21 protein-coding genes are annotated in these 24,339 nt (G+C 63.1%); 18 read left to right on the top strand and 3 right to left on the bottom strand.

Annotated features, from left to right (window positions below; all coding sequences use genetic code 11):
- Positions 1-25 precede the first annotated feature (25 nt).
- The 6 genes from ACYCUK_RS01695 (at position 26) to ACYCUK_RS01670 (ending at position 7,603) form a co-directional block, all read left to right on the top strand.
- A complete protein-coding gene (locus ACYCUK_RS01695; RefSeq protein ID WP_461593110.1) occupies positions 26-310 on the top strand; it encodes a hypothetical protein in 285 nt (94 codons plus the stop codon).
- 136 nt (positions 311-446) lie between these two features.
- Complete coding sequence (locus tag ACYCUK_RS01690) at positions 447-1,022, top strand: hypothetical protein (RefSeq protein WP_461593109.1); 576 nt, start codon at positions 447-449, stop codon at positions 1,020-1,022.
- Positions 1,023-1,133: 111 nt separating this feature from the next.
- On the top strand, positions 1,134-2,195 hold the full coding sequence (gene traF / locus ACYCUK_RS01685; protein ID WP_461593108.1) for a conjugal transfer protein TraF: 1,062 nt from the start codon (positions 1,134-1,136) through the stop codon (positions 2,193-2,195).
- A gap of 69 nt (positions 2,196-2,264) precedes the next feature.
- Positions 2,265-2,474, top strand: a complete 210-nt coding sequence (locus ACYCUK_RS01680) for a hypothetical protein (RefSeq protein WP_461593107.1) — start codon at positions 2,265-2,267, stop codon at positions 2,472-2,474.
- A gap of 227 nt (positions 2,475-2,701) precedes the next feature.
- A complete protein-coding gene (locus ACYCUK_RS01675; protein WP_461593106.1) occupies positions 2,702-4,306 on the top strand; it encodes a conjugal transfer protein TraH in 1,605 nt (534 codons plus the stop codon).
- 3 nt (positions 4,307-4,309) lie between these two features.
- Positions 4,310-7,603 (top strand): conjugal transfer protein TraG N-terminal domain-containing protein, encoded by a 3,294-nt coding sequence (locus ACYCUK_RS01670; protein WP_461593105.1) that lies wholly within the window; start codon positions 4,310-4,312, stop codon positions 7,601-7,603.
- 20 nt (positions 7,604-7,623) lie between these two features.
- Here the strand turns inward: ACYCUK_RS01670 and ACYCUK_RS01665 are convergent, their stop codons facing one another.
- Positions 7,624-8,379: a hypothetical protein gene (locus tag ACYCUK_RS01665; protein WP_461593104.1), complete on the bottom strand. Its 756-nt coding sequence runs from the start codon at positions 8,377-8,379 to the stop codon at positions 7,624-7,626.
- A 121-nt stretch (positions 8,380-8,500) separates the two neighbouring features.
- On the opposite strand from ACYCUK_RS01665, the gene ACYCUK_RS01660 reads away from it, so the two are divergent.
- Both ACYCUK_RS01660 and ACYCUK_RS01655 read left to right on the top strand, forming a co-directional pair.
- Positions 8,501-8,716, top strand: a complete 216-nt coding sequence (locus ACYCUK_RS01660) for a hypothetical protein (protein ID WP_461593103.1) — start codon at positions 8,501-8,503, stop codon at positions 8,714-8,716.
- Positions 8,717-8,877: 161 nt separating this feature from the next.
- The gene (locus ACYCUK_RS01655) at positions 8,878-9,543 is read left to right on the top strand and encodes a hypothetical protein (protein WP_461593102.1); all 666 of its coding nucleotides are present in this window, start codon (positions 8,878-8,880) and stop codon (positions 9,541-9,543) included.
- A 258-nt stretch (positions 9,544-9,801) separates the two neighbouring features.
- Here the strand turns inward: ACYCUK_RS01655 and ACYCUK_RS01650 are convergent, their stop codons facing one another.
- Positions 9,802-11,097 (bottom strand): type II toxin-antitoxin system HipA family toxin, encoded by a 1,296-nt coding sequence (locus tag ACYCUK_RS01650; RefSeq protein ID WP_461593101.1) that lies wholly within the window; start codon positions 11,095-11,097, stop codon positions 9,802-9,804.
- Entirely contained in the window at positions 11,094-11,417 is a 324-nt protein-coding gene (locus ACYCUK_RS01645) for a helix-turn-helix domain-containing protein (RefSeq protein ID WP_461593100.1), read from the bottom strand. Before ACYCUK_RS01645 ends, ACYCUK_RS01650 begins: the two co-directional genes overlap by 4 nt.
- A 250-nt stretch (positions 11,418-11,667) precedes the next feature.
- Here ACYCUK_RS01645 and ACYCUK_RS01640 point away from each other — a divergent pair, with 250 nt between their 5' ends.
- From ACYCUK_RS01640 to ACYCUK_RS01595, 10 genes are all read left to right on the top strand, one after another.
- Entirely contained in the window at positions 11,668-13,668 is a 2,001-nt protein-coding gene (locus tag ACYCUK_RS01640; protein WP_461593099.1) for an HD domain-containing protein, read from the top strand.
- A 406-nt stretch (positions 13,669-14,074) separates the two neighbouring features.
- Complete coding sequence (locus tag ACYCUK_RS01635) at positions 14,075-15,772, top strand: type II secretion system protein GspD (protein ID WP_461593098.1); 1,698 nt, start codon at positions 14,075-14,077, stop codon at positions 15,770-15,772.
- Positions 15,765-16,637 (top strand): hypothetical protein, encoded by an 873-nt coding sequence (locus ACYCUK_RS01630; protein WP_461593097.1) that lies wholly within the window; start codon positions 15,765-15,767, stop codon positions 16,635-16,637. Before ACYCUK_RS01635 ends, ACYCUK_RS01630 begins: the two co-directional genes overlap by 8 nt.
- Positions 16,638-17,053: 416 nt before the next feature.
- Positions 17,054-18,862 carry a tetratricopeptide repeat protein gene (locus ACYCUK_RS01625; protein ID WP_461593096.1) on the top strand — a complete coding sequence of 603 codons (1,809 nt, stop codon included), beginning with the start codon at positions 17,054-17,056 and terminating at the stop codon, positions 18,860-18,862.
- Positions 18,863-18,934: 72 nt separating this feature from the next.
- Positions 18,935-19,378 carry a hypothetical protein gene (locus tag ACYCUK_RS01620; RefSeq protein WP_461593095.1) on the top strand — a complete coding sequence of 148 codons (444 nt, stop codon included), beginning with the start codon at positions 18,935-18,937 and terminating at the stop codon, positions 19,376-19,378.
- 103 nt (positions 19,379-19,481) lie between these two features.
- Positions 19,482-19,826 (top strand): hypothetical protein, encoded by a 345-nt coding sequence (locus ACYCUK_RS01615; protein WP_461593094.1) that lies wholly within the window; start codon positions 19,482-19,484, stop codon positions 19,824-19,826.
- Between the two features lie 49 nt (positions 19,827-19,875).
- A complete protein-coding gene (locus tag ACYCUK_RS01610; RefSeq protein WP_461593093.1) occupies positions 19,876-21,330 on the top strand; it encodes a hypothetical protein in 1,455 nt (484 codons plus the stop codon).
- Complete coding sequence (locus ACYCUK_RS01605; RefSeq protein ID WP_461593092.1) at positions 21,323-22,042, top strand: glycosyltransferase family 2 protein; 720 nt, start codon at positions 21,323-21,325, stop codon at positions 22,040-22,042. Before ACYCUK_RS01610 ends, ACYCUK_RS01605 begins: the two co-directional genes overlap by 8 nt.
- 28 nt (positions 22,043-22,070) lie before the next feature.
- Positions 22,071-22,364, top strand: a complete 294-nt coding sequence (locus ACYCUK_RS01600) for a hypothetical protein (protein ID WP_461593091.1) — start codon at positions 22,071-22,073, stop codon at positions 22,362-22,364.
- 49 nt (positions 22,365-22,413) lie between these two features.
- On the top strand, positions 22,414-24,072 hold the full coding sequence (locus ACYCUK_RS01595; RefSeq protein ID WP_461593090.1) for an ATP-binding protein: 1,659 nt from the start codon (positions 22,414-22,416) through the stop codon (positions 24,070-24,072).
- Positions 24,073-24,339: the final 267 nt, after the last annotated feature.

Raw genomic sequence — 24,339 nt, 5'->3', positions numbered from 1 at the left:
CACCAACCCCGAAAGGAGCCGTCTGATGTCAGAAGAAACCCCCGTCCACCGTCGCAATGCCCCCACGGACAAGATGTTGAAATTCGTGGACGCCCTGGCGGCCCGAAAAGGCTTGTCCGTCCCCGCCGAAGCACGAGAGAGCTACGACGCCTGCAAGGCGTTCCTGGACGAGCACGGCCAAATCCTGCCTCCGTCGGAAAAAGCCCTGGCCTGGGCGCAGGATATCGCCAAGAAAAAGAGCCTCCCATTGTCGGCCGAGACCTGTGCGGACGCCCGCCAGCTCTCCGAATGGATCGAAGCCAACCGTTAGTCGCTACGGCTGCTCGGCGGTTACCGTACGACGGCCCGGAATTCCGGGCCGTCGCTATACTCGGGCGGAGTGCTCATTTGCAAGGGAGGACATTATGTGCCAAATAGTGATCGGTCTCTTGGGAGACCAGCCTGGAGTGGGGAAGGACACCGCCGCCGCTTACCTGACCGCCCGGCACGGCTTCCGGCAGGCCTCGTTCGCCGCCCGCCTGTACCAGGAGGTGGCCCAGGCCTACGGGGTGCCGGAATCGGAACTCAGCCGGCGGGATCTCAAGGAAGTGCCCCAGAACCGGTTTGCGGCCAGGCATTGCCGAAATCCGGAGTTTCGGGCGGTGCTGGCTAGTCTGGGCAAGCTGCCGGACGAGCCGTTGTCCCCCCGGTTCGGTCTGCAGGTCTGGGGCACCGAATATCGGCGCAGCCAATCCGAGGACTATTGGCTCAGGCCGGTCCGGGACCTGGTGGAACGAAATCCGGGACGCTGGGTGATTACGGATCCACGACACCTGAACGAGTTCGATTGGGTGGAAAGCCTGGGGTTCTTAGGCAAGATCGACCGGCCCGCGCTGCCTCCGCTGGACCCGGGGAAACCGGTCCACGCTTCGGACCTGGCCGCAAGGGAGCGCCCGGTGGCGTTCCGGCTCGTCAACGAGGAGAACGCGCTACCCCGGCTCTATGCCGGCCTGGACGAGGTGCTGGGGAAACTGCTGGACTGAACACTGGACCGGCTCTACGAGCGCCAACTGCTTCGATCCGTCGGGGCCTGACGGACCCTTTTCGGCGCGGAATCTCCGCGCCTTTTCTTCGCTGCAAGCGGGAGTATGTCTGTGTCGACAAAAGCTGTCCCATTCCGGAATCCGGCCGTCGCCTGGTGGAACCAACTGGCTTTACGGCTGGTGCTGGGGACCGCGCTGCTGTTGCCGGGAACGGTGGCCATGGCCAGTCCGGAACGCGGCTGGTGGTTCTACCAGACGCCTCCCGCCCAGAAACCGAAGCCGAAACCGGTCGTCCCTGCCGGCGCTGGGTCCCCCGCGCCCGCCGCAGCCCCAGCGCAGACCCATGTGCATCCCTGCGCCCATGCCGGAACCTGGAATGCCTCCTGTGGGTTCGTCAACCCGGGCTCGAACTTCCGGTTCCAGGCCGAAGAGCGGGACCAGCTCATGCAGACGATGGTCATGAACCCCCAGGATCCGAATGCGGTGCTGCAGTTTCAGCGCTACAACCAATGGCTGGTCAACAAGGCGATCCAGGTCGCCAACATGTGGTACTTCAACGAGACCCAGCACCCCGGGCTCAACCCCCAATCGACGGCCCCCATCTCCCAGTTCGGGCTGCAACTGGCCGAGAAGGTGAAGCGGAACGACAATGACCAGATCTTCCGCTATCTGGACAAGCATGGCATGTTCTTCTACTTCTCCCGGCAGAGCTGCTTCTACTGTCACGCCATGGCCCCGAACATCGTCAATCTGGCCAAGGCCACGCGCGTCCAGGTCGAAGACATGTCCCTGGGGTCCGCTTGCATCCCCGGCTTCGAAAATCATTGCATGACGGCCGCGCAGACCACCAAACCGGCGGAGATCCTCCGGGTGAAGATCGTGCCCACCCTGTTCCTGTTCGTGGAGCCGGACACCTGGATCCGGGTCAGTACCGGCGTAGTGGACGAAGCCACCTTGCAGGCCCGGGTGGTGGACTTCGTCGCCGCCTATCGGACCGCCATCCTCAAGGGGGTCCATAACCAATCCGGCCTGCAGCCCAGCGTGGATTTCAATCCGGCCGACAACCCGGCGTCCCTGGGCGGGGACGGGAAGGGGGTCACCCCGGAGAAGGGCTCCCCCCCTACCGCAGCGGACATCCGGAAGCTGCTGGGGCAGTCAACTACCCCGGGCTGAAGCCCGGATCTTGCAAGGTGGACCGCAGGCTGGGTTGACCAGGGGACCGTGTAACGTCGTGGTTACCTGATGCAAAGCAAAAGCGCCTTCGGATTCCAGACCGGGGACATGGTGAAAGCCGTCGTGACCACCGGCAAGAAAGCGGGCACCTACCTGGGGCGTGTGTCCGTCCGCGCCAGCGGCAGCTTCAACATCCAGGCTGCAACGGGGCTGGTGCAAGGCATCCATCACCGTTTCTGCACCCTGATTCAACGGGCGGACGGATATGGATATTCATAGCCAACACACAAGGAGATGCGGGAACAGGGGCGGCTCACGCCGCCGCGCTATCCATCCCCTGCCTTCAGGCCGGGGTTTCCCGCGCAACTGGAGGACATCGGGCTTGCGAAGCCTGCGCCTATACTACGCGAACCGTTCTGTCGACCGTCTGCCGGGATACCGATATGCCTGTATTCAACCTATGGTTGTTCCTCCGTCGGGGGATTTCCGGAGTGCTGATGCTCTCCATGAGCCTGCTCGCCTTGTACCCGGCAACGGCAGAGGCATTCCAGGGGCCGGCGGCGGCGTTGGGGAACCTGTTGAGCGGCGTGGACATCAGCACCACCACCCCGGGGAACTACAGCACCCAGGCGCGGGATGCCTTCGTCGCCGGGGGGTTTACCGTCCATTTCCCCACCAACAATTTCCAGTTGATCAACATCACCCCGCCGTCGTTCAGCGCCGGTTGCGGTGGAATCAGCATGTTCTTCGGCGGCCTGTCCTTTATCTCCGGGGCACAATTCTCCGCGCTGGTGCAGAACCTCATGCAGGCGGTTCTGGGGTACGCCGTGGAGTTGGCGATCCAGACGTTATGCCCAGCCTGCGAGGCGGTGTTGCAGGTCTTGCAGAAGGCCGCCCAGCTGGCGAATGCACTGGCGAACAACACCTGCCGCCTGGCCAAGGCTATCGTCAACGGGGGGGCCGGTATGCTGGGCTTGCCCCAACTCGACACTACGTCTGGCGCCACCCAGCAGTGCGGCAAGACGACAGCCTCTACAGGTAATGGTTCGGGATTTCTTTCCAGCCTGAATTCGGGCGTGTGCCAGTTCGCGACGGCGGCCAACAAGGAGCTTAACAGCATCAACACCAGCCTGTCCGGGGGCGCCCAGTCTGCGGATTCCAACAAGCTGAAAGATCGGCTGGGGAATCTGACATACAATGCCCTGGTGGCGATGGGGGTCACCGACAAGGAGAGCCAGGAGATCTTGCTGAGTCTGGTCGGTACCCAGATCAATCTCCCCGGGAGCCCGCCGGGGCAGCCGTATCAGCCTTTGGACATGAACCTGGATGGACGGAACCTGAACCCCCTGGTGTACGCCTGGATGTGCGGAACCGGACCGCTTTCCGCGAATACCGCCTTGTCGAAAGTCCCGGGGGGGCAAACCGCGTGCGCCGCGCTGGGCGGGGGCGGAATGGGCAACATGGAGCTGCAGAACGCTGAATTGTATGTCTGCACGGGAGAAGATACGGCGTTTCAGGGGGCCAGCGACGGGATTTGTTCCATAATGACGGTGGAACCGATGAGCACGGTGCTCCCGACCTGGTCCTCCATGGATACTTCCGGGTTCATCGCCACGGTAGGCGCCACCTTGAATATGGCGGTAACGGACGTGGCCAACGGTCAGTCCATCGCGCAAAACGACCCGAATGCCATCGCGTTGATCCAGGAAGTGCCCTTCCCCTTGTATCAAGTCATCAACCTGGCGGCGGTCTACCCGGACATCGCTTCCGAACTGATTGCGAATGCGGCCCTGACCATCTCCTACATGCTGACGGAGAAGATGCTGCTGCAGATCATGCAGGACCTCCAGCAAGCGGATACCGCGCCGAAAAGGGTAATCGGGATACAGCGGATCCTGCGGGTTGCCGAAGGGATCCGAACGAATACCTACGCCATCAACCAGCGAATCCTGGTGACCAACAACCTGGAACTGCAGATGATGGGGGAAGTGCGCCAGGTCAACCGCCTGGTCCAGAACCAGGTCATGCAGGAAGGGCTGATGGGCAATCAGGCCTTCGCCACCGGCCTCATGTCCAACATCACGTTGGCCACCCCCGGATCGAAAGCCTAAGCCATGCGCCGGCCCGCTTCCGGATACCGATTCTTCGCCGGCCTGCTCCTCGGCGCGCTGCTGCCCCTACTGTGGCCGATCGGGGCCCTGGCCGGTGGCGTGCTGAACCCGGCCGGCTACAACTCCTGGGAGTTGTACGTGTTCGGGAATGGCCCGGTAGTCTGGAACGTCCTCAATTCCGTTTCCGCGATGGTCGGAGACGGTGGCTACCATGACCTGCTGGAGTTTGTCGGGGTACTGGGCATATTCGGCGCGGCCATCGTCGCGGGGTTTGATGCCTCCAAGATGCCCAGGATGCTGGCGTTCACGCTAGGCGCATTCTTTGTTCTGTATATCTCCCTGGACGTAACCGCCAACATCATGGTGGACGACCCGGTATCCGGCTACACCAACGTGGCCACCGGGGTGCCCGCCGTAGTGGGCGTGCCCGCGGCGGTGATCTCCGATATCGGGCATTGGCTCACCCAGAAGGTCGAACAGGATTTCTCCATACCGGGAGACCTTACGGTAGCGGGGGGCAATGGGTTTGACCTGGCCAACTCGCTGATCCAGGACGCCACCCGGGCGCAGATCACGGATCCGTACCTCCGCCAATCGTTCGCCACCTACATCAGCAATTGCGTGATGCCCGCGATGGCGAACGGGACGATGAACGCTTCCACCATCCTGAACGCCACGGATCTCTGGTCCACGATCCAGAGCACCAACCAGGGAATCCTCACCCCGGTATATACATCGGCGAACCCGCAAGGAAGCCTGGAGTCCTGCGCCCAAGCGTGGACCGACATCGGCAATACCCTGCAGACCGAGGCTCCGGCGCTAATCTCGGCCAACGCCAACCAATGGTCGAACACGGCATCCAGCAACTTCCTGGGCCAGGCATTGGGTTCGTCCCTGTCGTTCCTGTCGAACAACGGCGTCAACCAGTCTGCGGACCAGGCGCTGTTGAACACGGCCGCCATCAACATGTTTAACAGCTCGTTCCAGCAGTCGGCGGCATTGACCGGAAATAACGCCCTGATGACGTCCATGGCGGCCGCCCAGGCCGAACAGAGCCAGACCAGTTCCTGGTTCACGACGGCGCGCGTCTTCAACGACATGATGGGCTATGTCTACAGCGTACTGCAGGCGTTCCTCTTCGCCATCACCCCGATCCTCATGGCCGCCCTGCTGATGCCCGGCTTCGGCATGACCATTCTCAAGAACTTCGCGCAGGTGCTGCTCTGGCTGATCCTGTGGGAACCCATGCTGGCGATCGTCAACTACATCATCGCCCTGTACGGGCAACAGAGCTACGGGGGGATCATGTCGGCGGCGGGCGGAATCACCGACTCCAACCTGCCGGTCATGTCCTCTGAATCGGCGCACATGGTCCTGGCCGCCGGCTTCCTGGGAACGATGGTGCCGATCATCGCCTGGGGCCTGGTCAAGGGCAGCCTGGCGTTCTCCGATTTCATCATGGCTGGCGTGTCGTCCTCGTTCTCCGGGGCGGCGGGCGCGGCGGCGGCGACCGGGAACGTCACCCTGGACAACCAGAGCGCCAACAACGATTCGTTCAACCATAAGGATTTCACGCATTCATTGAGTTATGGTCAGGGTCCGCAGGTGTCCACAGCGGGGTTAGGCAGTACCAACAATATGGAGCAGTTCGGGGGCCAGGCTTCCGCCACCGCGCGTGGGGTGGTACAGGAATCCCAGGCCACTTCGGTAGACGGGGCAGTCGGGACCTCTTCGAATCAGGCCCATGGACTTTCCACCCAGCAAGCGCTGCAACGGCAAGCGGCGGAGAAGGCCGAAGCCACCTTCAGTCAATCGCTCGGGCATCAGCAGCAGACGATATCTCAAGTAACGCACGGTATGACGGTAAGCCAGGCCAGTGATCTCGTGTCCGGCACGCAAACGGGCTTGGATGCGGCTATTGGTTCGGTCGGCTCCCAGGGGGTTTCCGCCCAGTCGCTTACCTCCGTGGCCCGATCTGCGTCGCTGAAAGCACAGGTCACGGGCGGGGTGAAGTCCTCGCAGGCCGCGAAAGCAGGGGTCCTGGACTCGGTCATATCCGAGGTCAAAGAGAAAACCGCAGGGATGTCCGGCGTGGAGAAAACCGCGATAGCCGCCGCCGCGTTAGGCGGGCTGGCCCTGGCTTTTGGCACCGGGGTGGGGGAGCTCGTTACCCTGGCGGGAGGAGCTGCTGCGGTCGGCGGCGAAGCCGCCGTAGAGGCCGGAACTGCGGCGGTGGCCGACGCAGGAGGTGCGGCTGCGGCTGCTGACGGCGTCACCACGGTTGCGGGGGCTTCCCGGTTAGCCGGCCTCCTGAGGACGGTAGGAGGCGGAATTGCCGGTTACTGGACGGCGGACATGACCGGCGGTGGCGGGGTAGACGCTAAGAAAAGCCAGCAGGAGGCAAGCGCGTCCGATGCCAAAACGCAGCAATCGCAGAGCCACAAGAGCCAGACCAGTTCTGGCACCTCGAGCAAAGCCGGGGTTCAGTACCAGACTCAGGTCATGGACACCCTGCAATCGGCCACCACGTTTCTTACACAGCATGGGTATAAAGCCGACAAGAGCCTAGCAAATTCTGCTACCGCTTCGCGCGCGGCGCTGCAAGCGCTCCAGGTGGCAGAGACCGCATCTGTTACGTCCGATCAAAAGTTCGCAACAAGCTATCCTGGGAGGAATTACTACGGCGTGGATGCTCAGGGCCATCGGGTCGGATCGGCCGCTTGGTCTAATGATCAGGACCAGGCACTAGCAGCCAATGCGCCGTCTGGGGGGGTTAGCCCTATGGCCGAGGCCCAGGCTCGGATCCGACAAACCGGTGGAACGGTAGCTGGTGGTACACGGGCTATTGACGGCCAAGTAATCCCCCGGACGAACGGAGCGAGTTCCGCCGCCTTGGGGCGGAAGCCCGGCATGCCGGCCGGCATCACCCCGCTGGGCGACCCTATGGCGCCGAGGCTGCTTGAAGCCCAACAACAAGGAGTCGGGGCTGCGGCCAATCATCTTCTGGCGGTCTATAAGGCTAAAGTCAATGTTCAGCAGGGGCAGACCTCCCATACTGCGAAGGAGATAGCTGGTCAAACGCTGCAGAGCAAACAGGAGGAAAACAAGGAGGCCGGGAGATCCCTGGTTGACTTGGGATTCCACGAAGGGCTTGCGGCACTGCCATGGAACGGTGGAACCAGCGCTAACATGGGGGGATTCGGCACACCATCCGTTACGCCGCAGGACGGAACTAACCCGTCGCGGGTGGGGAGCCTGCAGCCACCGGAAAAGAAAACGGACAGTCTGGCACAGTAAGTAATTCCTTGGGAGACTGCTTAGGCATCATCCCCGGAATCACGCCAACGGGAATGTCCATAGGCATTCCCAGCGATATCGGTACCCCCTTCCATAGGCAATCCGGTGGCAGGGTTCCAATCGCCGGCGTAAACCCGAATCGGGGTTACTTGATCGGCGGCCGGAAGCCGGAGCAGACCCACCTTGAGCAGTTTTAGGCGCAGCCAAGGCCGGACTAGACCCATTCCTAGTACAGCCGCCAGGAAACCGGTCCCCGAAGCTTTGTTGAATAACTCGCTCAGTGCCTCGAAACCTACGTCCCCCCAGGGGGCTTCGGCCCCGATGAAAAGCATGCTGCCGGCCAGATAGAAAGCATAAAACCATCCAATGTCGGCAAACAACCGGCGCCAGAGACCGGCTTGGCTCTTTTTTTCGATCCAAACACGGCCATCCGCCGACGCGAACCGGGGAGTCCACAGCCCCCTGACCCACCACAACCCCGCGAGGCTGAGCAATGTAAGCACTCCAGACTCAACCCAAAGCTGGCTGCTTCCTAGCTGCGCCCATAGCCGTTGACCCGAGAAAGGGGAATGGAGCAGGGACCAGAGCGCCAATTCAGGGGCAAGCGCCCCCGCCGGATGGCCAACAGCCACAGTGCAAAGGCGGAAGGCCGCGATCGCGAGCCATAAGCCCCCCACCCGCAAAATCAGGTTGATGATCCCGGATACAGTATCTCTGGACGCCATGGCCAGCCTTCTTTCTTCTTTATCGAACAAATTTTGTTGAAATAATAGCACAAAAATCCAGTTTTGTGCAAGGACCCAAGCGTGGCGTGGCCCAAGCGTGGCGAGACCCCGATACTCCTGTCTTGAGCGCGCAGAAGCTATATTAGGCACAGGACAAGCCAAGGAGACAGCCATGAGCGACAGAAAAAGTAAGGGCAAAGCAGGGTGGACCAAACCGGTTAGCGTCGGGTTGTCGGTACTGATCGCTATGGCCTCACTAGGCCTAAATGGGCTTGGTTGGGCCGCGATCCCTGCAGGACTGGTCATCGGAATCATTGGATGGCTAGTTTTCATCGTGATCCCTGCAAGTCTATTTGCCGCAGGGATAGAAGCCTTCCAAAAAGAGTAGTCCGGACTCCAAGTTTCGCGGCTGAACTCATACCTGAGCTCAGCCGCTTTTCATAGGTGCACGTCTAAAATCCGGCGTCCCAAGTGCATGCCAAACCGGTCAAGCCACAAAAACGACAGGAGATTGAAAGCATAACGCCATCCAGGATATAATTACCAATCATGAGACTTCAAGCCAAAAACTGGGCTAATTGGAAAGGGCTGGCGACTCCCTGCCTATTTCTTGGTCTGTTGTTGGCCGGAGTCGAATTGGCTGGATTAACGCCAATTGCAGCCGGGGCATTAGACCCCCTGCTGGGCATCGTACGTCTGGTCGAAGACCCGGGCAGCAGTGCCGGTTTGGTAAACCCGATGGCGGGAAACGGGGTACTTTTCGTCTTTTTGCTACTGATCACATTCGCCGTGGTCAGCGTGAACGAGACTGCGGCTGGCTATCGGCACCAGTTCTGGTATGAAGGCCGGCTTTACGGCAAAAGTTATACCTGGACTCAAGGCTGGCTCCGGAACGCGCGCGAAGTCTTACGGTTTTACGGCAGCTTTGTCTTTTTCAGCCTAAGCCTCGGTTTGGTGCTGCACCTGAGCGGGCACTTTCCGAAGGATTTAGGGGAGATCCCCGCCGTCCTCAGGGACAACTGGAATTCACTCCGGTTTTGGTCCGCCATCTCGGATCAGACGCGGAGCGTCGGCGTCCTGACCGCGCTCGCCTGGTCCATGTTCATCCGGTACTGGCTCTGGTTCCGGTTAGTAAAAGCTGGAATCCTGAAGTTCAAGGTGCCCCCCGCGATCGGTGGCAGGCATTTACAACAGGTGACAGCGAGGAAACATTAGACGACCTGCATCTCATGATGGACCGGCATGGCCGGATGGTCTACTCCTACTTACCGTTCTGGTACAAGCTTTGATCAGTTGTGCTCTTGGCCACTTTACCGGTCTGGCAGGCTTTTTTGGCCACGCAGATTCTGAGGTTGGCCACACAAAATCGGCAGGCGGCCCGTTCCGTGCATAATCTGGTTGGCAGCCACTTTAACCATGGTGCGCCGTTTTGTGCATACCAGGGTTGGATGGCCGCGCTTGTAAAGGAGCAGTTCATCGCCCGAGTAAGGCTGCGGCCTCTTCCATCTGCGCATGCTCGAAAGCCGGCGCAAAATCGTCCAGTTCCGCTCGCCGCAGCCCAACCTCCGGGGCAAGGGCGATCTGTCGCCAATTCGATACGGCGGCGTGTACCTCGGCCAGAACGGCCAGGGCTTGATCCTTGTTCAGCGCGAAGTAGGCTGCGCGGGCCAGCAGCATCCGTACGTCAGTAATCGGCCCATCCTGCTCAGACAACCAGGTTTTGGATTCTCGATCCTTGTCCGGGAAGGGATTGAGGTCGAAGGCCGGCGCCAGCCGCCACAGTCCATGCTCCACATGCAGGAATCCGTGATTCTGCAAATGGTCATCCACGTTGGTAATCAGCAAGCTGAATACAAGACGACGCCAGAGCTGCCGCACATCCTGCGTGGGTGAATGGCCGTGGGTGCGAATAGCGTCTGCGATTTCGGTGTAGCTGCGATCCGCCTCACGGGAGGCCTGCAGAAGGGAGGCAGCCGACTGGTAGGGAATCCGGCCATCGGTGCTGTCGCGGTCAAAGCGGCGAACTACCGCCACCGGCACATCGTCAAGTTGCACGATGCGCGCTGATGCGGTATCGATGCCCCCCCGTGATGCCAGTTTCAGGGCCAGCACTTCTCCCCGAGTGACGCTGCGTGTATCGCCCACGCTCGGGAACTTGCCGATGGCAAGACAGCCATCTTCGTCCACCATCGTGCATTTAGGGCGCATACCGCCCAGCGAGGTACCCTTGCCTTGCAGGTAGCGCAAATCCTCTGCCGTTTCCTGCCCGCGCTCTAACGCGCGACTGGCCTGGAAAATCCGATCCAGCTCGATCAGAGGTGGTGTACTGCGGCGACCGGCCACTACCGTCCGATGCCAGCCTCCGTCTGAATCACGCAGACGCAACGCACCGACGCGGCTGAAGTCTTCGACCGCCAGCAGATAGTCGATCTCAGTAAGAGCCGGTAGGCGCGGGTCATCCTTACGGCGTTTGGCGTGATCACGGGCGATGACACGTCGACCCCAGGCATCCGGCGCCGTGTCGGCAATCGCCCCATGAAAAACCGAATCTTGCGGAGAGATCGCCTTGTGGAACTGATAGCCCGTTACCAGTTGCAGATCAGCCGAGACATTGAACCGTTTCGGGTTCGCCAACCAAGCTTCCTCGTAGGCGATGGCGCTGTTTTCGCGCCGGCCTTGCCGGACGTACACCAGGGAACCAATCGGCGTGCCCGCCTTGCCGATGCAGAGCTGGAGCTGCCGCCGGATCGGTGGCACGGCGGTTTTCATAATGCCCCTGAAGTGCCGGGCTTGTCGCGCACGCGCTTGGGCAGTTGCTCGTCCATCAGTGTCAGACCGATATCGTCGTTCGGGGTATCCAGCAGGTGTTCCAGCGCATGGATCTCGCCGAAGACATGCAATGCGCGAGCGAAAAAGTGGATGGGCACCCGAACATCGCCCTGTTCCATGCGTCGGACGGTGGACAGGGACGCCCCCATACGTTCGGCGAGCGACGCCTGAGAAATATGGCGCCGGCGCCGGGCCAGTGAAATGTCGCTGCCGAGTCTGTGGATGGCCCGTTCGACAGGAAGAGGAAGTGGGGATTCCATATTAAATGTCCTCAATGGACCTGTAATTGACGTTTATCAGTCCGATGGGAACAATTATAGAGAAGCGATCCAGAAAAGCAATAGCTGTCTATCCGTCAGGGTTCGAACGAGCCATCCGTACCTGGGGACCTGGCGGCCCGCTCCCGACGCGGGGCTATACTGGACCTTTGGACGGCTCCGCGAACGGGGGATGCGACCGCAAGCGCGGAAACGCCGGCCAAGAGCCTAGTTCCATGCCGGCAAGGGATTCATGCGCAAACAACTACTGAAAAGCTTTCTCTTCGTGGTCCTCTTCTGGTGGACCGCCACCACGCTCTGGTTCTCCGTGACCAACCCGGACGTCAACCTCCAGGCCTTGCGGCGACTGGCCGCGTTCGCGCCCTGGTTGCCGCTTACCGTGCCAAAATCGGCCAGCGCGCTCAACGCCCTGTCGATGCAACTCCAGATCCTCCACTACTGGTCGCTGCCGATGCTGGGCTTGACCGGACTGCTGAGCTTGACGGGAGCGGGCCTGTCCATGCTGTTCAGCTGGGGCCGGCTGAAGGCGCGCGCCGCACGGGAACAGGCCGGAGCCGGAGGCTGGCGCGGGCTCCGGATCACCCTGGGAGAGATCCCCCGTCCGCAGGAGCTTCCAACCGTGGAAGCAGATCTGGAGGTGGAAAGCACGCCGGACCCGGTTCTCGCCCAGCAGTTGCGGGACATGGCGCCGGGATACCGGAAACTGGTCCAGGACGTGATCAAAATCCTGGCGGCCCATCCGGAGGCCTATACCGGAGCCGGGCATGGGGTCAGCCTCCTGGAGCATTCGGTGGGCGTCCTGGAGGCCGCGTTGCGGCGCTGCTCGTCGGAAACGGACCCCCTGCTGCCCATCGCGGCCGTGGCCCACGACCTGGGGAAAATCACGGCATTCGAACCGGATGGGGAAGGCGGCTGGCTGCGGGTCAAATGGCACGACAAGGAAACCGCCCGCATCCTGGCCACCCTGCCGTCCTGGTGGAGCTTGGAACCTGGGGAACGGCAGGCATTACTGCTGGCCATCAAGTACGACCATTCCTCGGGCCGCATGCCGTTCTTCCCCGACAGCATTCGGGCCCGGGCACTGGCCCTGCAAAGCGCGCTCGCCGGCGCGGATCGCGCGGTGACCGCCGTGGAGAAGGAAAACGTCCTGGCCAACCACACCTTGCCGGAACTGGCGGTGGAGGCCATGATGCGCGCCTTGCCGATTTTGCCCCTGCACGTCGCCGGCAGCGCTCCGCCCAAAGGGGTCAAGGCCGCCGGCTGGAAGAAGGCCGGAATCCTGTACCTGCTGGAGCACCAGTGCCGGGAACGCGCCATGGCCACCCTGGACGAAGAGGTCGCGGCGGCCCTGGGCGGGAATTACCGACCGCAGCACAAGCTGGCGCGCTTCACGGAAGAGCTACTCAAGGGCCTGCACCAGCAGGGCCTGCTGATCACCGAATTCAACGGAGGCAAGGTACCTCCGGACGAAGCCATGTGGGTGATCATTTCCGGGACCAAGGAGTTCAAGAGCGTCATCGCCCTGCGGATCACGCCGGAAATGGCCCTGAAGCTTCCGGAAGCGGACACCGCCTACGACATCACCGTGACCGGCTCCCTGAAACCGCGCGCTCCCGGAGAACTCGCCGCCACGGACGTGAACCTGGCGGGTCTCCTGAAAAAGAAAAAGGCCCCGGCGGCGGAGGCCCCGGAGCCGCCAGCGGCCCCCGCAGACCCCCCGGCGGGCACCGCGCCCCAGGACGAAATGTCGAACGAAGGCGTCGTCCTGCACTATCCGGGAGAGATCCCGGCCATTCTGGCGCCGGTCGAACCGGACCCGGGTCCCGTCTGGAGATCCCAAGAAGATCTTCCGCCGTCCACCGGCTCGGGAGCGTCCCCAGCGGAGGTGGCCGAACCGCGGGAACCGACCGAAGCCCTGCGGGGGGAACCGGACGCCCTACCACCCCCAGAATCGGCGGTTGCGCCGGAATCCGTCGAGGCCCAGGCCGAACCGCCCGCCTCGGCGACCGGAACCAGGAACGAACGGGCCAAACCCCGGTCGGCCACCCCGGTGGCGGAAGGAACCTCGGGGCCCGCGGCTGGTCACGCGCAAAAGACCCCCAAGGCAGCTCCACCGAAAGCCCCCGCCAAGCCAGAGGCCCCCGGGAACAAAACGGCGGGCGGATTCGACTTCTCAGCCATGCTCAAGACCCCGAAAAAACGTCCGGTTCCCCGGGAGCAATCAACGGACTGAAGCAACTCCAGTGGGAAAACGCTGCGAGCCCGGTGGCTATACTCTCCGGTGCTCTCCTGGATGGCCTGAGAAATGCGGATGGTTCAAAAACTCTTTCTCCTGGGCGGCGCGGCATGGGTTCTGATGCCGGCCGCCTTTGCCGCGCCTGGACCGGGAACCCGGGTGACCCGGGCCATGGCCCCGGTCGTACAGGCCACCGAAACCGCCGCCATCCCGGTGCGCGGGGGGCTTAATCCGTTTTCGCCCCAGCCCTTGTCCGCGCCCGCCCAGGCCCTACCGCTACCGCCACCTCCCGTAACCAGTTTACCCCCTTCACCGGTTGGCACGGCTTCACGACCGGGCGCCCCGGTCGAAGTGGGCATCATCAACGGAATGGCCATTTTTCGCAGTACCGGAGGATATCGATTTGAGCCCGTCTCCAAAGCTCCTCACCCGTAACGGGCTGCTTCCGGCCCTGCTGGCCGGTCTGGGCCTTGGACTCGCGGGCTGCGCCTCCATGTCCGCGCATCCGCCGGCGGTCGCGGCCGGAACCCAGCTCAAGGCGAAGCTCGTCGCCGGCGCGGGATGGAAGACGCCCGCGCTGCGGCATGCGTACGGAGCCCCTGTCGTGCTGATGACCCCGGCGGAGATCCCCCGGAAACTCGCTCGCACGCCTATCGACCTGGAACTGAACCGCCGGGCGCAGCTTGCCGATCTGGCGGCGGCACTCGGCCAGATGCACATCCCGGTCTTGGTCCAGGGCGGTGAAACCGCTTCGCAACCCATCGGCATCCCGTACTTTCACGGGACCCTGGGCCAGCTGCTGCGGGCCGTCTCCCGGTTGCAGAACGTCTTTTTTATCTGGGACGGCTCCGCGCTCATCGTGAAACCCACAGCGGAATTCACGGCGTCCGTTCCCCAGGTCAAAGGCCTGGTCGCCCAGGTAAGCCAAGTGCTCGGCAAGATGGGTGCCCACGGCATCTCCACTTCGCAGGAAGCGGGGGCCGTGCATTTCACGGCCGCTCCGGACACGATTCCCGCCATCAAGGAATATCTCGCCAGCCTCAACCGGAATGCCGCCCTGATCTCGATCCGCGTCGCGATCCTGAACGTGCAGATGAACAGCGCGCAGGATCGCGGAGTCAACTGGGGGGCGCTGGAGGCCGCCGCGTCCACCGCCGCCCTGGGCAGCCCCTTGTCCTCCCTGGTCTCCGGACTTCCCAGCAGCAGCGGCGGTGGTTTCTCCCCGGTACCCGGCGGAGCCCCGTCTCCGCAACCGAGTAGCGGAACGAATCCGTATGGCGCCAGTCCCTACGGAGGCAGTCCTGGGGGTAGTCCTTACGGCGGCAGTCCTTACGGCGGCAGTCCTTACGGCGGTCGCCCTTATGGGGGCGCCAGCGGTACCGCGGCCGCCTCCGCCACGCCAAACGGGGCGACGATCGCGCTCACCGGTTCCGGGGCGCAGTTGACGTTCAATGCGCCCAGCTTCAGCTTTTCCGGGATGGTCCAGTTCCTGGACACCTACGGCAAAACCTCCACGCTGCAGAATACGCTGGTCCGCACCCTGGGCGGAACCCCCGTGGACCTGGACAGTGGCACGGAAGTCCCGTACGTGACCGGAATCGGCATTGGCGGTGTGGGGGGCGCCGCACCAGGGGGTTATGGCAGTCCGGTCGGGCTGGCCCAGACGTCCACCGCCAACGCCGGGTTGAAACTGAAGTTGCAGCCCGACTACAACTACCGCACGGGGCTGGTGACCATCACGGTGAAGCTCAGCCTGGAGTCGGTGCTGGGCTTTAACCAGTTGAGCGCCGGCTCCCAGCTCGGGTCCATGACCCAACCGACCACGCAGAAGGAGTCCCTGACCGACGTGGTGCCGATGCTGCCGGGGCAGTCCGCCATCATTGGCGGACTGCGGTACAAGACACTGAGCAACAACCAGCAGGGCATCCCCTGGCTCGACAAGCACGGCATGGCTTCGAACAATAAGCAGATCGACGACGAAGAGATGATCATCGTGCTGCGACCGACCGTCACCGTGTACGACAAGCCCATTCCCCCGGGGGTCTCGGCCGCGCCGATCGTCGTCAACGGGACCCCCATGCTGAAAATCACCCATGGCTAACTGGCTCTCGAAGCGGTTCGCCCGGGCTCACCTGGCAGGGCCAGGGGCAGGCGCCCTTGGGTTCCCCAAGGGGGCGCTGGCTCCCCGCGAAGACCTGGACCTGGAGCCCCACGTGGTCGTCATGGGACTGGTTCCGCATGCGTCCGAGGCGGATGCCCGCGCGTATACCACGGCCTGGGCCGAAAAATACCTGGACGCGCCGGCTTCGGCGGCGCTCTACCTGCGGCGATTCGGCACGGGTTACCTCTACGAGCTGCAGGAACGGGGCATCGGCCGCAGGGCCTGGCTTCCGTCCGTTCTGGCCAAACTCGACGAGCAGGCGGCCGCGGGGGAGCCCCAGGCCGTCACCATTGCCGGATCCCGCGTGCTCCAGGCTCAGCGGAATCAGGACCGGCTTGGTTTCGTCATCCTCCCGGAATCCGCCGTGCACGACCGGATGCAAACCACCCCGGGCGTCAGGCCGGACGGCCCGCAACTCCAGCCGCTACGGGAGTCCTCCGTCCGTTGGCTGTACGCGGGGGCGACATTCCTGGGTATCGGGCTGGTGACGCTGTTTGCCGGGCTCACCGCGCGCCTGATGGTCCCCGGCCCGATTCGGCCGGCGGTGGTGGCACCCCAGGCCGTCTTCAGTCTCCCATTGGGGCAGTGGACCCACCTGGTGCAGCTCGCCAGACAAGGCGACTATGTCGCGCGACTCGAGTACCAGGACAACACCTGGCAACTGATTCCGGCCCCCCTGGCTAGCCCAAAGGCGCTTGCCTCCCTTCCCGGAGTGCATTCAAGCCCCCGTCCAACCGGTTTGGCGCAGCTACCGGCGGTGCCAGCTGATCGCCCAACGCCGAAGATCGCCGGAGGTCGCCCGTGAAAATCGTCCTCAGCCGGACCTCCCGCCGGAACCGGATCGGAGGTGGAGTGATGGGGCTGGTCGGTCTCTGTTGTCTGGTTGGAGGCCTGACGGCCTTTGTCTACCATCCGGCCCCCAAACCAATGGCCGCCCCAGCGTCGGCCTCCGTCGCCTGCGAGTCCTCCTGGCGGGCGTTAGGCTACCAGGTGACTCCCGGAGGAGCTGATATCCAGGTATTCGCGCCCTTGCGGGGGAACGCCCACCGGTTGCTCGCGGAAGCCTCCCTGGGCGTGTCACTCTGCCATCCGGGATATACCCTGAACCGGTTCTGCATGGGGCTGTCCTGCCCGCGCCCCGGCATCACCGCCACCTTGAGCCCCGCCTCTTAACGCTCGACCGAACCATTTTCGGCACCGGAACCTGAAAAGGACCTTAGCATGCCCGCCTTACCCGCCAATATCCCCGCCATCCGGGAAACCTTTGCCGCCGTGGCCACGCTGGAAGACCTGCGACTGCTCATGAACGACCTGCGGGACCCCGCCTTCACCATCCAGGCGCTCTATCCGAACGACCAACGCAAGCCGATGGCGGCCGCCGTCTGGCGCGAGTATGTCCAGGCCCTGCGCCGGTTCCCCCTGACGACCTGGGCCCAGTTGCTCCCATTCCTGGTTCTGGCGGAGTTTGTCGGCAGCCTGCGGGTCTACGGGGCCATTCCGGATGAGGAACTGAAGGCTGCTCGCTACGCCATGATCCACAATCATCTCCCGGAACAGGGGATCACCGCCTGGCTGACGGGGTTGACCCTGACCAGCCTGTACGATGCGGACATGGTCCCCTGGCTGCAGCATTCGGTGGCGCTCGAAGAGCCGGCGCTGCGGCCCGTGACTTTGTCCTGGATGACCATGGCCTGGACCTGCCTGGGGACGATCACGCGCTACCAGCATCGCAACCGCGAGTTCCTGTTCCAGTGGCTCACGACCCATGCCGAAGAAACCCAGCTATTCATCCCCCAATCGGCGTTCCTCGATGCCTACTGGTCGGCGGACCCCGCCCATTATGCCGGATTGCGCGGCGCGTTCGCGCGCTGGGCCGAGTCCCGGGGCATCGTCAATCATCCCGTGCTGGACCCGGCTCCCGGCCAACGGCCACGGATCGGCTTCGTCAGCGGCAACTGGCGCGAACACCATTCCGTGCGCAAGGCCCTGCACACGTCGGTACAGGCCCTGCGCGCCTGGGCCGACGTGTTTCTGGTGGACACCAACCTGCGCCAGGATTCCGTCTCTGGCGATTTCGACGGAGTGCTTCGCGTCACGGCCACGGCGGATCCGGACGCTCCGGGGGTCTCCCGGATCGACGACCGGGCGCTTGCCGACGCCCGGCTGGACCTGCTCTATTTCGCGGAAACCTTCCAGGCCGAGATCGACACCCTGTTGGCGATGCGCCGGTACGCCCCGATCCAGGCCACCGGGTACGGCATTCCCGTGACCACCCGCAGTCCCCACATGGACTGGTTTATCGGCGGTACCCTGGTGGAAGGGAAGGGCGCGCGGGATTACAGCGAGCGGGTGTTGCTGGTACCGGGGATCGGCATGCACTCCACCCGGCGGGAGCCGGGACCGTCGCTGGAAAAAGCGCCGGGGGAACTGCGCGTCGTGGTGGCCGCCAATCTCCAGAAGCTGACGGCCGAATACCTGGAGACCTTGGCGCGGATCGCGGCGGCGGTTCCGGATGCCCGCTGGATCTTTCTGCCGAACGCCACCACGGTGGCCGGACTCTGGGCCGGTGACGAAGTGCGGGCCATCATGGGGACCGATCGCATGTCCTGGTATCCCCAGGTCCGGGACCTGTATCAGCCGATCATCCGGTCTGCAGATCTCGTCCTCGATGCGATTCCCTACAGCGGATATACCACGGTGGTCGACGCCGTCAGCTGCGCGACACCAATCCTTACCTGGCAAGGGCGGCACGCCCATGAACGGACGGCGGCCGCGGTCGCCCGGCAGGGGGGCATGCCGCGCCGCTGGGTGGCCCGGGACTACGCCGATTTCGAACGCAAAGCCGTTCAACTCCTGCGCAGTCCTCTGGCCCGCCAGATCTGCCGGCTGCGCCTGCAACGGCACGCGGAACGGGTCTTCGACGAGACCCAGGCAGACGCGCTGTCACAGGCGTTGCGGGCCATTCTGGCCCAGGGCGGGGAACCCGGCACCGGGATTCTCGACCGGCGGCCCGCGTTGCGAGTGGTGTGACTATATTACCAAGTCACGAGCAATCCGGCTCGGACCACCTATAACTATAACCTTGCGCAGGAGCGTCACCGCATGTTCGCATTGATCATCACCATCATCTCCATCGCCCTGGTCGCGGCGCTGGCCATCGCCTCCATCTACTACGGTGGTACGGCCTTCACCTCCGGTTCGGCGCAGGCCCAGGCCAGCACGATCGTCAACCAGGCCCAGCAGATCAGCGCCGGCACCACGTTGTACGAGAACGACAACGGCGGTTCCGCTCCGGCGTCCATCACGGCCCTGACCCCGACCTACCTGCAGGCGATTCCCACGCCTCCGACCTCGGCCTCCGGTCCTTACGCCCTGGGAACCAACGCCACCTCCATCACCGTCGGCGTGACTTCGACCAACGTCTGTCTTTCCATCGTGCAGTCCGTCGCTCCCGGCGTCTCGGCCATCTCGGGCACCGCCACCGCCGGCCGTCAGTATGACTGCTTCGGTACCGCTGCCCCGTACACCTTCCAGTACCTGCAGTAAGGCCTGCTTGGGGCTTCGGCCCCGGACGCCGGAATCCGGATCCGCAAGGGTCCGGGTTTGTTTTGGTCGCTATACTCTCCGTTCCCCCGGATGGACTCCTATCATGGCCCACAAAATACTCGCCTGGCTCCATCTGCTGGACTGGGCGGCTGCCGTCGCCTCGCTCGGCTTGGGGGTCTACTGGATGTCCTGGTGGTGGATCGGTTTCGGCCTGATCGCCGTCCCGCTGGCCTGGTGGGACCCCGGCAAGCACTTGCACGGCTGGCTGCTATCGCGCTTCCTGCGAAAATCGGCCCGGCGCCAGCCTTCCCGGATGAAACAGGGCCCGGAATCCGCCGCCCCTTTGGGTTTCCCAAGGGCGCAGACCCCCTGGCGACCGGTGCCGCGTCCGTACCCGTCCTACCTGGTTTGGCACGTACCCCATTCCCATCTCCCCTACGGCAACTGAGCGCATGAACCGGCATGCTCCGCGGAACACTCGCGCCATCCTGCTCCCGGTGGTCATCGCGGGCCTCGCTCTGATTTCCCCCTGGCTGGCCCTGGCCGCCCTGTTCCTGGCGTACCGGGGCGAAGTCCTGACGCCCGCCATGGCCGTATACATGGCCCCCTTTCGGGAGGACCGCCTGCTTTGGTGGGGGCTTCCCGCCGCCCTGATCGCCTTCCTGTTCCTCGCCAGGCACCCTTTTCCGCCGGACGATCTTCTCCGGGACATGACCGCCTGGGCCTACCACTACGACTATCGTCGGACCTTCTGGGGATCTCCGCGAATTCCCCACTATGACCAGTACCTCGGTTTCGATCTGCTGGCCGGATGGGTCTATCGCCACCTGCCGACGCTCTATGCGCCGCTGGTATTCCAGTTCACGTCGCTGGCGCTGTACCTCGGTCTGCTGAGCGGCATCCTCGCCCGAAAGCTGAAAGACGACCCCCTGCGCTGGACCCTGATCGGCTTGGCCATCGCGCTCAGTCTCTGCACCCCGGTACTCGACCGGATCGTCGAAGGTCGTCCGGAGATGTTCTTCGCCCTGTGGACCCTGGCGGCGTTTCTCGCCGACGGCGTCTGGATGTGGGTGTGGCTCGCCGTGGGCCTCACCATCGTCCCCTGGTACTGGCTGGCGGGCGCCTACGCGCCCGCCTTTCTGGCGCTGCCGGGACGCAGCCTGAAATTCCGCCTGGGCGGCACCATCCTTTTCGGCCTTGCGGCTTGCGGAATCTGGATGGGCCTCAGCCACGGTCTCTGGTGGCACAGTTTTATCGGCTTGCGCGGAGATATCCAGGATCGGGTGTACGGAGTCACCGAGAATGAAGGCCTGTCGGTCCTCCTGCAGGACCCGGTGATCGCCCTGGCGCTGGTCAGCCTCCTGGTGCTGCCGTGGAACTGGCGGAAGACCCAGGCAAGTACCTGGTTGCTGCTGGCCTGGTTCTGCCTGCCCTGGATGATGCGATATATCGATCTCCTGGCGCCGCTGGGCCTGATCCTGCTCGCCGAAGGCTGGAATTCGGAAGCCGTCCGGTCCTGGTCCCCCTGGGGAACCCAGGGGCGCCTGCCGGAAACCCGTCTAGCCCGCGTTCGGCTGGCCGGGTTCCTGCTGCTGCTGGCGTTGCCCTGGCGCATGATTCCGCCAAGCCCGCCCTATTTCCTGCACATCCCCGGCGAGACCCCCCGCACGGGCGTCAGGGTGCTCTCGCCGTTCGGTCCGGAAACCTATGATACCCTGTACGCCAACCCGGGCGTCCGGTTGGCCCCCGCCATGGAACCCGGTATGACCCGGCGATCTCTGCAACGACTCGCCCAGACCGTCGCGAAGGCGTCCTGCGCCCAGATCCAGGCATCCGGGGCAGCCTACCTGATCGAGGATACTCTCACCGCCACCAAGCCTTGCCTGAAGCTGGTAACGGTGAACGGTCCTTGGGCGCTCTGGAAAATCGAACGGAAGACCCCGCATGGGTGAGCCGGTCCTCAGCATCCTGGTGCCCGTCCGCAATGAAGCCGACCATCTGCCCCAAACACTGGGCACCCTTCGGGACCGGTTTCCGGACGCCGAGCTCCTGGTCGTCTTGAACGGCTGCACCGACACATCCGAAGCCATCGCGGCGGGCCTCGCCAAGCACGATACGGCGTTACGGGTCTTGCGCTCGGAACCGGCAGGGAAAGGCGCCGCGCTCCGGGTGGGAGCAGAGGCCGCCCGGGGAACCTGGCTGCTCTGGCAGGATGCCGATCTCGAATACGACCTGGACGACACCCAGGCAGCCTGGCGCAAACTACAAGCTGATCCGGACGGGATACCCGCAATGTGGGCCGGCGAACGAACGGCGGGCATTTCCAGTCTTCCCTGGTCATCCCTGCTGGCCACCCGGCTACTGGGCTGGATGCTGAACCCAGCCGAACCCATCCGGGACACCCTGACCGGAACCCGGTTTCTACCCCGAAAAACCTTTCTCGAATGGCGCACCCGGGAGGTGGGGTTCGGGATCGAAACGGAAGTCACCCGAGTTTGTCTGCACCAGTGGATACCCATTCGCTGGTTCCCGGTGAGGTACCGGCCGAGATCCCGACGACAGGGGAAGAAAATCAGGCCCTATCATCTGTTCCGTCTGCTGTGGGTGGCGTTGCGCCCCGGGACCGACCCTGGACGCGCACGGAAGTCACCAAAGCTATATTGAAGTTAGGACTAGACGAAAGGAGAGTGGCATGGCCGAACAGCTTTACGAAATCCGCAAACCGCCAAGCCGGGATGACCCGACAATGCAGTTATGGAGCCCGGATGGACATTGGATCGCGGAGATCCGAGAAAGAGCATGGCCTGGCAGCGCAGCGCGAATATTGGCGGCGCTGAATGCGATGACGAAGTTGCGCGAACTTTGCGATCGGTTTGAAGCCATGCCGAATGAACAAAAAGAGCCCGGAATCTCGATGCAAATTGGGCAGGCGCAAGTCCTGGACGAAATCAGGGCGATCCTGGCTCCCGTTCCTCCGACCGGATAGCCAGTCTGGATGTTCTGAACGGATCAGGTCATTATTGCAGGAGAAGAGTATGTCCGCAGCGCAACAACGCGAATTTCGCATGCACCCGCAAATGCTGTACCAGGTGATCGTAGCCCAGGCCGGAACCCCGGCCAAGGCCCTGCTGGAGTCGGTCATGAACTCGATTGATGCGGGCGCCACGGCGGTCCAGGTCACCCTGGATGCGCATGGTTACGTGGTGGAGGACGACGGCCGGGGATTCTCCGGCGAGCAGGAGGTGCTCGAATTCTTTGAGACCTTCGGCACTCCGCATCAGGAAGGGGACGCCCGCTGGGGCAAATTCCGCATGGGCCGAGGCCAAGGGTTCGCCTTCGCCACCAACCGGTGGCGGACGGGAACCTTCGAGATGTTCGTGGACATCAAGAACCGGGGCCTCGCCTATGACTTCCGCAAGGGTCTCGAAGCCGTCAAGGGCTGCCGGATAGAAGGCGAATGGTACGATCAGCCCCCTGCCTATCAACTGGAACACTGGAAAGAGACGCTCACGGAGTTCTGCGCCTGGTGCCCCGTTCCCGTGATCCTGAACGGCACCCGGATCAGCCAGAACCCCGCCGAAAGCGACGCCTGGACCCTGGAAACACCGGAAGCCTGGCTCAAGATCGACGGCAACACCACTTTGAAGGTCTACAACCTGGGTGTGCTGGTCCGAGACTATCATCGGAGCTATCTGGGAGTCGGAGGCATCGTCGTCAGCAAACAGGGCCTCGCCATGAACATGGCCAGGAACGACATCCTGCTGTCCCAATGCCAGGTGTGGCCCCGGATTGCGGCCACGCTCAAGGAGCAGACCAACCAAGCGGTGTTTTCCGGCAAACGGCAGGACAGCGATGCCCGAAAGTATCTCATGAGCCTGCTGATCGCCAAGGAAAAACCAGTAGCCGAAATGCTCCACTGGAAGGTGTTCAGCGATGTTCAGGGGCGGCATCTGACGTTGCGCCAACTCGCCGAGAACACGTTGCCGATCGCCGTGTTCCCCAAAGGAGAGCGAGCCGGCGACATGCTGGCCTCCCGGAAACTGGCGCTGGTGCTGCAGGAGGACACCGTAGCCCGGTTCGGTAAAGGATCGACCGACAAGATGCTGGACTGGCTGGCCAACCTCTGCTACCAGGAACTGACCGAGATCTCACGGAAGCTGACCCAGCAGAAGCTGCTGTCGGAAACCGAAGCCAAGAACCTGCTGGGGGCCCAAGGGTATACACCTTTGACGGAAAACGAACTGACGCCGAAGGAGATCGCCGCCCTGCGGACACTCGCGGACACGCGATTCCAGGCTTATCTGGCGCAGGCGATTGGTCACCAGCTCGGCAGGCGCCCGCCTCGGAGTATCCGGGCAGGCTTTTCGGATGTGGCCCATGCCTGGACGGATGGGGAGAACTTCATCTGGATCGAGCGTAAACTGCTCCAGCAAATGGGCACCGGACTCGACGGCGCCCTGCGGGTCCTGGCCATCCTGGTACACGAGTATCTCCACGACCAGTCGGATGCCAACAGTCATTTCCATGATTTTGGCTTCTATGAGAGTTTCGAGCTGGTGTTCACCAACTCGAATATCGGAGATCTGGCCGGTCTCGCTTTGAACCGGTATCTCAAGGAAGCGAAAAAGCGGGGGGTTCCAGTTTCCCGGAAAGTGGTTCGGGCGGCGTATCCGGAGGATCCGGATTCGGTGTAATCGCCTCATGTTTCAGACCTGCTTTGGCAGGTCTTTTTTTGTGTGCGGGAATTCCATGGGATTGCCATCTGCCGGCCGACGCTGTCGGCGGTCGCCGGGCACGAGCCTTGCGGAAAAGATGAACCATTGCTATACTCACATCTTAAATGTGAGTTGGCCACTCCCATCCACCCTGCCGAGCCGGGGACCGGATGCCGTCAAAAAGGCTCTTTACGCTAGATTGGCTGTCGTTTTAGGGTTCGCCGAAACCTGAAACGGCAAATGCCC

Source organism: Thiomonas sp. (assembly GCF_054608695.1).
This window is presented reverse-complemented; position numbering and strand designations above follow the sequence as displayed.